The organism is Pseudomonas sp. 05T35, assembly GCF_056396605.1.
This window is the reverse complement of record NZ_JBFTLU010000119.1, coordinates 12887-23687: the sequence shown is the minus strand read 5'-3', so window position 1 is coordinate 23687 and position 10801 is coordinate 12887. Positions and strand designations below refer to the sequence as shown.

Below are 10801 nucleotides of genomic sequence, written 5' to 3'. Positions count from 1 at the left end.
CATTTACTCCTGGTTCTATACCCAGGTCAGGAATCGCGGCCCTTGGGATTACAAAAAACTGTCTCCTGACTATGAAGCCTTCGGTAATTTCAATTACGGCGCGGCCGGGATTGCTGCGGGCTTTTCCGAAAATGTCCTGTTACGTGCCGCCGGTTTTGCCCAGACGCAGGCAAAAACGACAAAAGTAGAATTTGGAAGCTGGTGGAGCGAGGCTCCTTTTGGCGATGACCCTGCAGATCAGGAATGGATCAAAAAAGGAGTCAGGTATGCCCGCTTCAGGAACTACTGAAAAAACTGTATATACCATCGTCACCTCCTGCCTGCTGACGGTATGCCTGGGCTACATCGGCTGGACCTGGCTTATGTCTCCCAGCGCCCCGGTGCTGACCGATGTAGTACTCAAACTACCCGTTGGCGAAAATGGCTTCGTCTACGGCGTCAAGGATGATCGAGGCGGAGCAACAGTACCGTTCAGCTATCGATACTATGTCTATCGCGAACTGGCATCCGACGAACAAATAGCGTCTGAACTCAAGACTGCCGGTCCGTTTTTAGTCACCCGAGATCCAGCCATAAAGATCAATGTCCAAGGCTCGGTCATCAATGTATCGACCCATCAGGAAGTCTACGAGTATCACAGCAGCACGCTGTTCCGACATACCAACAGCGCCGACTACAGCCCCGTGACAATCAACTTGTGCAACCACTCCAGCGATCAATCAACAAAGTAAACGCGTCCCCCTGGGAGCTGTCGAAGAGTCGGCGTAGGCGCATGCATCGTGCACTCAGTTATCATGCTCCCACTTTCGATACGCGAGATTGTCATGCGCCGCTTGCTCTCCCTGCTGCTGTTAGTGCTCGCCCTCCCGGCCTCTGCCGCTGGCCTTTTGGACAGTCGCCCCAGTTCGACCCTGGGCTCGATCAACAACAGCGCCGACTTCCTGCCCGTGCGAAAAGCCTTTCAACTGAGCCTGGTGGAAAGCACACCGCAATCGATCAAGCTGCGCTTCGTCGCTACCGAGGGTTACTACCTCTACCGGCATCGCTTTCAGTTTCACAGCGAGCCCGCCGACATTGGCCTGGGCCCCGCGCAACTGCCTTCGGGCGAAAAAAAGCACGACGAATACTTCGGCGATGTCGAGGTCTACCACGGCGTTCTCGACGTCGACCTGCCACGCAACAGCGCCGATCAGCGGGCTTTCACGCTGGCCGTCACCTACCAGGGTTGTGCCGATAAGGGCCTGTGTTATCCGCCGGAAACCGAGCGCCTGACAATCGATGGCGCAGCCATTACCTCCCCGGCCAGTGCCACGGGCTGGAGCTGGCGCGAACTGGCGCTGTTCTTCCTCGCAGGCCTTGGCCTGACGTTTACCCCATGCGTGCTGCCGATGCTGCCGATCCTCTCCGGCGTGGTGTTGCGCGGTCAGGTCGGCGGGCTGCGCGGCTTCAATCTGTCGCTGGCCTACGTCTTGCCGATGGCCGCCTGTTTCGCCGCGCTCGGCGCGTTGATGGGGCTGTTCGGCGCCCAGCTCAACCTTCAGGCACGCCTGCAATCGGCGTGGGTGTTGGCGCCGTTTGCCTTGTTCTTCGTGGTGTTTGCCTTAGCGATGTTCGGGGTGTTCGAACTGAAATTGCCCTACGCAATCAGCAGCCGCCTGGACCGCATTGCCGGCCGCACCGAAGGGGGATCGCTGTGGGGCGCGGCCGTGCTCGGAGTGGTGTCGAGCCTGCTGGTTTCGCCGTGCGTGTCCGCGCCTTTGGCCGGCGCGTTGCTGTATATCAGCGCCAGCGGCGATGCACTGGGCGGCGCGTTGAAGCTGTTCGTTCTGGGCCTGGGGATGGGTGCGCCATTGTTGCTGGTCGCCACCGGTGGCGCGGCCTGGCTGCCGAAAAGCGGCCCATGGCTGATCTACGTGAAAAACGCGATTGGCGTGTTGTTGCTGGGGTTGGCAATCGGCTTGCTTAGCCGGGTATTGCCCGGACAAGTCACCTTGCTGCTGATCGGTTTGTTGGCAGCCGGGGTGGGCTTGTTTCTCGGAGCGCTGGAGTTTGTCTATAAATCGCCGCGAAAACGCCTGGGGCAACTGCTCGGGATGCTCCTGGTGTTTTATGCGCTGGCCTGTTGGTACGGCGCCTTCAGTGGCCAGACCGATCCGTTCAGTCCGATAAGCCAGCCAAAGGTCGTCAACGCTCCTGGCAGCGCTCAAGCGCAAAACCCGAGTGAATGGCAAACCATCAGCACCCCGGCGGAACTCGATCGAGCGCTCGCTGAAGCAAAAACAGCCAATACCCCGTTGCTGCTCGACTGGTACGCCGACTGGTGCATCAGCTGCAAAGTCATCGAACACGAGGTGCTTAACGACCGCAACGTCGTCGAACGCCTTAAAGGGTATCGACTGATCCGCTTCGACATCACCGCCAGCAACGCTGAACAACGCGCCCTGCTCGACCGTTACAAGCTGTTCGGACCACCGGCGCTGATGTTTTTCGGCAAGGACGGCAATGAACGTGGCGATGTGCGGGTTATTGGCGAGATCAATGCAAGGGACTTCGCCGAACGTGTCGCCAAAGCGAATGACCGGATTTAATCAGTTGGTCACATATTTCGCGCAATCATCGGTCATTGTGCTGGCTATTGCAGAGAACTGGACAGTCACAAAGGCTTTGCGGCATAGTCGCCGGGTTCTGATAACTGCACACAGATAACAAGGAACAGTCGATGGCGACCCTACTGGTACTGCACGGACCCAACCTGAACCTGCTCGGCACCCGCGAACCGGGCGTCTACGGGGCTGTGACCCTGGCCGAGATCAACCAGGACCTGGAACAGCGTGCGCGCAATGCCGGCCACCATTTGCTCTACCTGCAAAGCAACGCCGAGTATGAATTGATCGACCGCATTCACGCCGCTCGCGGCGAGGGTGTGGATTTCATTTTGATCAATCCAGCAGCTTTTACGCATACAAGTGTCGCATTACGTGACGCGCTGCTGGCGGTGAGCATCCCATTCATCGAAGTGCATTTGTCTAACGTGCACAAACGCGAACCTTTCCGCCATCACTCTTACTTCTCCGACGTTGCGGTGGGAGTGATCTGCGGCCTTGGCGCCAGCGGTTATCGACTGGCCCTGGAGGCCGCACTAGAGCAGCTTGAAAGACAGGCAACGGCTTGAACAACAAGCGTTAAACGCCCCTGACCGACCCTTGGGAGTTGATGATTCATGGATATCCGTAAAGTTAAGAAACTGATCGAACTGCTGGAAGAGTCCGGCATCGACGAGCTCGAGATCAAGGAAGGCGAAGAGTCCGTACGTATCAGCCGCCACAGCAAAACCCCGGCCCAGCAGTACTACGCTCCTGCGCCAATGCACGCTCCGGCTCCGGCCCCTGTCGCTGCTGCCGCGCCTGCTGCTGCCGCTGCACCTGCCGCTCCCGCTGCGCCAGCGCTGAACGGCAACGTTGCCCGTTCGCCAATGGTGGGCACGTTCTATCGCAAGTCTTCGCCGTCCTCGCCATCCTTCGTTGAAGTTGGCCAGAGCGTGAAGAAAGGCGACACCCTGTGCATCGTCGAAGCCATGAAGATGATGAACCACATCGAAGCTGAAACCAGCGGTGTGATCGAATCCATCCTCGTCGAAGACGGCCAGCCGGTTGAGTACGACCAACCGCTGTTCACCATCGTTTGAACCGCGGAGAGCCAACGATGTTGAAACCTGCGAAGTTGGAAAAAGTTCTGATCGCCAACCGCGGTGAAATCGCCCTGCGGATCCTGCGTGCCTGCAAAGAGATGGGCATCAAGACCGTCGCCGTTTACTCCAAGGCCGACAAGGAGCTGATGCACCTGGGCCTGGCAGACGAATCGGTTTGCATCGGCCCGGCATCGGCCGCGCACTCCTATCTGCACATCCCGGCGATCATCGCCGCTGCCGAAGTGACCGGCGCCACCGCCATTCACCCAGGCTACGGTTTCCTCGCGGAAAACGCCGACTTTGCCGAACAGGTGGAAAACTCCGGCTTCGCCTTCATCGGCCCGAAAGCTGAAACCATCCGCCTGATGGGCGACAAGGTTTCGGCCAAGCACGCCATGATCGCTGCCGGCGTTCCAACCGTTCCAGGTTCCGACGGCCCGCTGCCGGAAGACGAAGAAACCGCTCTGCGCATTGGTCGCGAAGTCGGTTACCCGGTGATCATCAAAGCCGCTGGCGGCGGCGGTGGTCGCGGCATGCGCGTTGTGCACAAAGAAGAAGACCTGATCTCCTCGGCAAAACTGACCCGCTCCGAAGCTGGCGCGGCGTTCGGCAACCCGATGGTCTATCTGGAAAAATTCCTGACCAACCCACGCCACGTGGAAGTCCAGGTACTTTCCGATGGCCAGGGCCACGCTATCCATCTGGGTGATCGCGATTGCTCGCTGCAACGTCGCCACCAGAAGGTTCTCGAAGAAGCGCCGGCACCGGGCATCGACGAGAAGGCTCGCCAGGAAGTCTTCGCTCGCTGCGTCAAGGCGTGCATCGACATCGGTTACCGTGGCGCGGGCACTTTCGAGTTCCTGTACGAAAACGGCAGCTTCTACTTCATCGAGATGAACACTCGTGTCCAGGTAGAGCACCCGGTTTCGGAAATGGTCACCGGCATCGACATCGTCAAGGAGATGCTCAGCATCGCCGCCGGCAACCCACTGTCGTTCACCCAGGATGACGTGGTCATCCGCGGTCACGCGCTGGAATGCCGGATCAACGCCGAAGACCCGAAAACCTTCATGCCAAGCCCAGGCACGGTCAAGCATTTCCATGCCCCGGGCGGCAACGGCGTGCGGGTTGATTCGCACCTGTACAGCGGTTACGCGGTTCCGCCGAACTACGATTCGTTGATCGGCAAACTGATCACTTACGGGGCAACCCGTGAAGAAGCCATGGCGCGCATGCGCAATGCGCTGGACGAAATCGTGGTTGACGGGATCAAGACCAACATCCCGCTGCACCGCGACCTGACCCGCGATGAAGGCTTCTGCAAAGGTGGAGTCAACATCCACTACCTGGAACACAAGCTGGCTGCACAGCACTAAAGCTTGATCCAGACCAACAAAGCCGCTTTCGAGCGGCTTTGTTGTTTCTGCAGGTTTCATCTGATCTATTGCCATATCCTTGTGGGAGCGAGCCTGCTCGCGATGGCGCCGGATCAGTCAACACCGACTCTGAATGTGCCGCCCTCATCGCGAGCAGGCCCGCTCCTACAGGGTCAGGTGTCATTTAGAAACCGTGCGATGGATGCAGATCAAGCAGCTCCCACAAAAGCATCGCTCTCGCGTAAACTTGCCCGCTTCTCGCAGCCCGCCAGGCTGCACATTACATTTTTCAAAGGTGCCCGCCATGCCTTGGCTGCAAGTCCGTCTCGCCATCAGCCCAGAACAAGCCGAAACCTACGAAGACGCCTTCCTTGAAGTCGGCGCCGTCTCGGTGACCTTCATGGACGCCGAAGATCAACCGATCTTCGAGCCGGAACTGAACACCACCCCACTGTGGTCGCACACCCACCTGCTGGCCCTGTTCGAAGGTGGCACCGAAGCCGCCAGCGTGCTGGCTCATCTTGAGTTGCTGACCGGCAGCCCATTGCCCGAGCATCACAGCGAAGTCATCGAAGACCAGGACTGGGAGCGCAGCTGGATGGACAACTTCCAGCCAATGCGCTTCGGCCAGCGCCTATGGATCGTCCCGAGCTGGCACGCCGCCCCCGAGCCTGATGCGGTCAACCTGCTGCTCGACCCGGGCCTGGCGTTCGGCACCGGCACCCACCCGACCACCGCCTTGTGCCTGGAATGGCTCGATGGCCAGGACCTGARGGACTGCCACGTACTGGACTTCGGCTGCGGCTCGGGGATCCTCGCGATTGCCGCCCTGCTGCTGGGTGCCAAAGAAGCGGTGGGTACCGACATCGACGTGCAGGCACTGGAAGCCTCCCGCGACAATGCCGGACGCAACAACATCGACGAAGCGCTGTTCCCGCTGTACTTGCCTGAGGACCTGCCACAGGTGCAGGCTGACGTGCTGGTGGCCAACATTCTCGCCGGGCCACTGGTTTCCCTGGCCCCGCAACTCTCCAGCCTGGTCAAGCCCGGCGGTCGCCTGGCCCTGTCGGGCATCCTTGCCGAGCAAGGTGCAGAAGTCGCAGAGGCTTATGCCAAAGACTTTGATCTGGACCCGATTGCCAATCGCGATGGCTGGGTGCGCATTACCGGCCGTCGGCGCTAAAATGAGCGCCTGCATACTCCGGATGGCCGCATGACCGATAGCTTCGTCACCCAGTGCCCGCATTGCCAGACCAGTTTCCGCGTCAGCCATGCCCAATTGAGCGTGGCCCGTGGGGTGGTTCGCTGCGGCTCTTGCCTGCAAGTGTTCAATGCTGCGCGGCAGTTGCTCGAGCAGCGCATGGGCAAGGAAGCTAGCGCCCTCACGACCCCGCCTCCGGTTGAGCCGCCCACACAACGGGCCATCAGCCAGAAGCAGTGGACAGCCGCCGAACTGGATCTGGACAGCCTCGACCTCGACGAAGAACTCGCCAAGCTCGAACAACGGGAAATCCAGCCCACCAAAGAGTTCGGCCATCATGAGCGCAAGCACAAGGAAGACTCGCTGAGCGCCCGCCGGGATACGCCCGAAGGTGAAGAGCCTTGGTCCGACAGCCTGTTCAGCGATTCCGCCGCCGAACGCGCGCTGGCCAGCGAACACACGCACACACCAACCGAGAACCATCGATCGGCGGACATCGCCGACGAGCCGGAAAAACCCTCGCGCACCGAACCCTCGCTGTCGCTCGAACTGGTCGACCTGGACGATGAGCCAGAGACGCCGCAGCTGCGCCTCGACCAGCCCTTCGAGACGCCGGAACCTGCAACGAAACACGAACGCCTGTCCGCGACCGATGACGATATCGACGACGAAGCCCACGAAGTCGAGCCCGTACGCAAGAAGCGCACACGCAACGAGTCGGCCATACATGACGAGGTGCTGCAGGACCTGGTCGACGACCCACTGCAACTCGACTGGCAAAAACGCCGCTCACCCTGGGGTCGCCGGTTCTTCTGGGGCCTGATGGTCCTGCTGGGCGCAACAGCCCTTGCCGGCCAGTACATTGCCTATCATTTCGACGAACTGGCCCGTCAGGACCAATACCGCCCCTGGTTCCAGCAACTGTGCCCGCAGATTGGCTGCAGCGTGCCGTCCAAGGTCGACATCGCGAAAATCAAAAGCAGCAACCTGGTGGTGCGTAGCCACCCGGACTTCAGCGGCGCCCTGGTGGTCGATGCGATCATCTACAACCGCGCGTCGTTCTCGCAGCCGTTCCCGTTGCTGGAGCTGCGTTTTGCCGACCTCAATGGCCACCTGATCGCCAGCCGCCGCTTCAAACCGGGCGAATACCTCAATGGTGACCTTGCGGACCTCGCAGAAATGCCACCGCAAACACCGATCCATATTGCCCTGGACATCCTTGATCCCGGCCCCAAAGCCGTGAATTACAGCCTGAGCTTCCACTCGCCCGAGTGAATCACCTCACTCGGCGCCGAGTCTCGCGCCATTGACGGCAATTTTCCGACTCCCGGCGCCTCGAACCAAACTGATGGCAATAACGGAATAACTGTTCAGATTTTATCCAATTCAGCCTTTATCCAGTCATCGAGAGCGGGTATCATGCCAACCCTTTTTCGAACTCTCATGATCCGACCCCACAACAGGGAAGTCCTATGTCGGCGGTACGCATCGGCCCATATACATTGCACAACGGCTTGATTCTCGCCCCGATGGCGGGAGTCACCGACCAGCCCTTTCGTCAGCTGTGCAAACGACTGGGCGCAGGGCTTGTAGTCTCGGAAATGGTCACCAGCGACATGAGTTTGTGGAACACCCGCAAATCGCGTCTGCGCATGGTCCACGAAGGCGATCCCGAGCCACGCTCGGTACAGATTGCCGGTGGCGACGCACAGATGCTGGCGGAGGCAGCACGCGCCAACGTCGAGTTGGGCGCCCAGATTATTGATATCAACATGGGATGTCCGGCCAAGAAGGTCTGCAACAAGGCTGCCGGCTCCGCGTTACTGAAAGATGAAGAGTTGGTGACCGAGATCCTGCACGCCGTCGTGGCGGCGGTTGATGTGCCGGTCACGTTGAAGATCCGCACGGGCTGGGACCGGGCGAACAAGAATGGCCTGACGGTGGCGAAGATCGCCGAACAGGCAGGTATTACGGCACTGGCGGTGCATGGCCGGACCCGTGCCGATCTGTATACCGGTGAAGCCGAGTACGACACCATTGCCGCGATCAAGCAGGCGGTGTCGATTCCGGTCTTCGCCAATGGCGATATCGACTCGCCCGAGAAGGCCCGGCACGTGCTTGACGCGACCGGTGCCGATGGCCTGTTGATAGGCCGGGCTGCCCAGGGGCGGCCATGGATTTTTCGTGAGATCGAGCATTTTCTGCGTACCGGCGAAAAACTCCCGGCACCAGAGTTGATCGAGGTGGAACGTATTCTGCTTGAGCATCTGGCCGCGCTCCATGCTTTCTATGGAGATGTCATGGGCGTACGCATCGCCCGCAAGCATGTCGGCTGGTATCTCGCAACCCTGCCGGGCGCCAGGGAGTTTCGCGCCCACTTCAATCGTTTGGATGGTACGGAAACACAATGCGCCAACGTTCGGGAGTTCTTCTCCGAACGCTACAAGAGCCTGACAGGGGACGGAGAAGGGGTGGCCGCATGACGATGATGACCGAGACTTTAGTGAGTGGAACAGCACCCGTGAGCGACAATGTAAATTTGAAACAGCACCTCAATACGCCAAGCGAAGAAGGCCAGACCCTTCGCGGGAGTGTCGAGAAGGCGCTGCACAATTATTTCGCCCACCTTGAAGGCGCTGCCGTCACGGATGTGTACAACCTGGTGCTCTCCGAAGTCGAGGCTCCCCTGCTCGAAAGCGTGATGAACTACGTCAAGGGCAATCAGACCAAGGCCAGTGAGCTGCTGGGACTGAACCGCGGCACCTTGCGTAAAAAACTCAAGCAGTACGATTTGTTGTAAGCATTCAATCAAACCAGAAAGGCGCCCGCGTAAAACCGGTCGCCTTTTTTGCTGACTTCCTTTGCTTTTGATGGAAATTGAGATGACCGACCAGACCACCCGCCTGCCGATCCGCCGCGCCTTGATCAGCGTTTCCGACAAGACCGGGATCCTCGAATTCGCCAAGGAACTCGAAGCTCTCGGCGTCGAGATCCTCTCCACCGGCGGGACGTTCAAGCTGCTGCAGGACAATGGCGTAGCCGCTGTGGAAGTCGCGGATTACACCGGTTTCGCAGAAATGATGGACGGTCGGGTGAAAACCCTGCACCCGAAAATCCACGGCGGGATCCTCGGTCGTCGCGGTATTGACGACGCGATCATGAACGAGCACGGCATCAAGCCGATCGACCTGGTCGCCGTCAACCTCTACCCGTTCGAAGCCACCATCAACAAACCAGGTTGCGACCTGCCGACCGCCATCGAGAACATCGATATCGGCGGCCCGACCATGGTGCGCTCCGCTGCCAAGAACCACAAAGACGTGGCCATCGTGGTGAACGCCAGCGATTACGCCAGCGTGCTGGAAAACCTCAAGGCCGGTGGCCTGACCTACGCCCAGCGTTTCGACCTGATGCTCAAGGCCTTCGAACACACTGCCGCCTACGACGGCATGATCGCCAACTACATGGGCACCGTGAACCAGTCGGCTGAAACCCTCTCGACCTCCGGTCGCAGCGAGTTCCCGCGCACCTTCAACAGCCAGTTCATCAAGGCTCAGGAAATGCGCTACGGCGAGAACCCGCACCAGAGCGCGGCGTTCTACGTTGAAGCCAAGCCAGCCGAAGTCGGCATCGCGACCGCGACCCAACTGCAAGGCAAAGAGCTGTCGTACAACAACGTGGCCGACACCGACGCTGCGCTGGAATGCGTGAAGAGCTTCGTCAAACCGGCTTGCGTCATCGTCAAGCACGCCAACCCGTGCGGCGTTGCCGTGAGCCCGGATGCCGAAGGCGGTATCCGTCAGGCGTACGAACTGGCTTACGCCACCGACACCGAATCGGCCTTCGGCGGCATCATCGCGTTCAACCGCGAACTGGACGCTGAAACCGCCAAAGCCATCGTCGAGCGTCAGTTCGTCGAAGTGATCATCGCCCCATCGGTCAGCGATGAAGCCCGCGCCATCGTTGCCGCCAAGGCCAACGTTCGCCTGTTGGCCTGCGGCCAATGGTCGGCGGATCGTGCCTCGGCCTGGGACTACAAGCGCGTCAATGGCGGCTTGCTGGTACAGAGCCGCGACATCGGCATGATCAGCAGCCAAGACCTGAAGGTTGTGACCAAGCGCGCACCGACCGAGCAAGAGATCAACGACCTGATCTTCGCCTGGAAAGTCGCCAAGTACGTCAAATCCAACGCCATCGTCTACGCCAAGAACCGTCAGACCATCGGTGTCGGCGCCGGCCAGATGAGCCGCGTGAACTCTGCGCGCATCGCCGCCATCAAAGCTGAACACGCTGGCCTGCAAGTGCAGGGCGCGGTCATGGCCTCGGACGCGTTCTTCCCGTTCCGCGACGGCATCGACAACGCAGCCAAGGTTGGCATCACCGCCGTGATTCAACCKGGTGGCTCGATGYGTGACAACGAAGTGATTGCTGCCGCCGACGAAGCGGGTATCGCGATGGTGTTCACCGGCATGCGCCACTTCCGTCACTGATTATTGCCCTCTGTGGGCGAACTCCTGTGGGAGCGAGCCTGCGCGC

11 protein-coding genes are annotated in these 10801 nt (G+C 59.8%); all 11 read left to right on the top strand.

Annotated elements, in window-relative coordinates; all coding sequences use genetic code 11:
- Nucleotide 1: 1 nt before the first annotated feature.
- Nucleotides 2-289 carry a polymorphic toxin type 44 domain-containing protein gene (locus AC1DH9_RS11955; RefSeq protein ID WP_477808219.1) on the top strand — a complete coding sequence of 96 codons (288 nt, stop codon included), beginning with the start codon at nucleotides 2-4 and terminating at the stop codon, nucleotides 287-289.
- Nucleotides 267-731, top strand: a complete 465-nt coding sequence (locus tag AC1DH9_RS11950; RefSeq protein WP_427538111.1) for a hypothetical protein — start codon at nucleotides 267-269, stop codon at nucleotides 729-731. The genes AC1DH9_RS11955 and AC1DH9_RS11950 overlap by 23 nt, the downstream gene beginning before the upstream one ends.
- Before the next feature lie 93 nt (nucleotides 732-824).
- On the top strand, nucleotides 825-2588 hold the full coding sequence (locus AC1DH9_RS11945) for a protein-disulfide reductase DsbD (protein ID WP_427538114.1): 1764 nt from the start codon (nucleotides 825-827) through the stop codon (nucleotides 2586-2588).
- Nucleotides 2589-2719: 131 nt separating this feature from the next.
- The gene (gene aroQ, locus AC1DH9_RS11940) at nucleotides 2720-3172 is read left to right on the top strand and encodes a type II 3-dehydroquinate dehydratase (protein ID WP_019693755.1); all 453 of its coding nucleotides are present in this window, start codon (nucleotides 2720-2722) and stop codon (nucleotides 3170-3172) included.
- A gap of 48 nt (nucleotides 3173-3220) precedes the next feature.
- On the top strand, nucleotides 3221-3685 hold the full coding sequence (gene accB / locus AC1DH9_RS11935) for an acetyl-CoA carboxylase biotin carboxyl carrier protein (RefSeq protein ID WP_054595440.1): 465 nt from the start codon (nucleotides 3221-3223) through the stop codon (nucleotides 3683-3685).
- A 17-nt stretch (nucleotides 3686-3702) separates the two neighbouring features.
- On the top strand, nucleotides 3703-5064 hold the full coding sequence (accC, locus tag AC1DH9_RS11930; protein ID WP_019693757.1) for an acetyl-CoA carboxylase biotin carboxylase subunit: 1362 nt from the start codon (nucleotides 3703-3705) through the stop codon (nucleotides 5062-5064).
- A 304-nt stretch (nucleotides 5065-5368) separates the two neighbouring features.
- Complete coding sequence (prmA, locus tag AC1DH9_RS11925) at nucleotides 5369-6247, top strand: 50S ribosomal protein L11 methyltransferase (RefSeq protein ID WP_477808218.1); 879 nt, start codon at nucleotides 5369-5371, stop codon at nucleotides 6245-6247.
- Between the two features lie 30 nt (nucleotides 6248-6277).
- Nucleotides 6278-7540 carry a DUF3426 domain-containing protein gene (locus tag AC1DH9_RS11920; protein ID WP_427538120.1) on the top strand — a complete coding sequence of 421 codons (1263 nt, stop codon included), beginning with the start codon at nucleotides 6278-6280 and terminating at the stop codon, nucleotides 7538-7540.
- A 197-nt stretch (nucleotides 7541-7737) separates the two neighbouring features.
- Entirely contained in the window at nucleotides 7738-8748 is a 1011-nt protein-coding gene (dusB, locus tag AC1DH9_RS11915; RefSeq protein WP_427529475.1) for a tRNA dihydrouridine synthase DusB, read from the top strand.
- The gene (gene fis, locus AC1DH9_RS11910) at nucleotides 8745-9065 is read left to right on the top strand and encodes a DNA-binding transcriptional regulator Fis (RefSeq protein ID WP_007921650.1); all 321 of its coding nucleotides are present in this window, start codon (nucleotides 8745-8747) and stop codon (nucleotides 9063-9065) included. The genes dusB and fis overlap by 4 nt, the downstream gene beginning before the upstream one ends.
- Nucleotides 9066-9147: 82 nt before the next feature.
- Nucleotides 9148-10755: a bifunctional phosphoribosylaminoimidazolecarboxamide formyltransferase/IMP cyclohydrolase gene (gene purH / locus AC1DH9_RS11905; RefSeq protein ID WP_477808217.1), complete on the top strand. Its 1608-nt coding sequence runs from the start codon at nucleotides 9148-9150 to the stop codon at nucleotides 10753-10755.
- The last annotated feature ends 46 nt before the right edge of the window (nucleotides 10756-10801 follow it).

Bases quoted from the DNA above. Each gene is read 5' to 3' on its own strand.
- accC (WP_019693757.1), top strand. From the start codon at position 3,703: ATGTTGAAACCTGCGAAGTTGGAAAAAGTTCTGATCGCCAACCGCGGT.
- AC1DH9_RS11920 (WP_427538120.1), top strand. From the start codon at position 6,278: ATGACCGATAGCTTCGTCACCCAGTGCCCGCATTGCCAGACCAGTTTC.
- accB (WP_054595440.1), top strand. From the start codon at position 3,221: ATGGATATCCGTAAAGTTAAGAAACTGATCGAACTGCTGGAAGAGTCC.
- aroQ (WP_019693755.1), top strand. From the start codon at position 2,720: ATGGCGACCCTACTGGTACTGCACGGACCCAACCTGAACCTGCTCGGC.
- AC1DH9_RS11950 (WP_427538111.1), top strand. From the start codon at position 267: ATGCCCGCTTCAGGAACTACTGAAAAAACTGTATATACCATCGTCACC.
- fis (WP_007921650.1), top strand. From the start codon at position 8,745: ATGACGATGATGACCGAGACTTTAGTGAGTGGAACAGCACCCGTGAGC.
- AC1DH9_RS11945 (WP_427538114.1), top strand. From the start codon at position 825: ATGCGCCGCTTGCTCTCCCTGCTGCTGTTAGTGCTCGCCCTCCCGGCC.
- dusB (WP_427529475.1), top strand. From the start codon at position 7,738: ATGTCGGCGGTACGCATCGGCCCATATACATTGCACAACGGCTTGATT.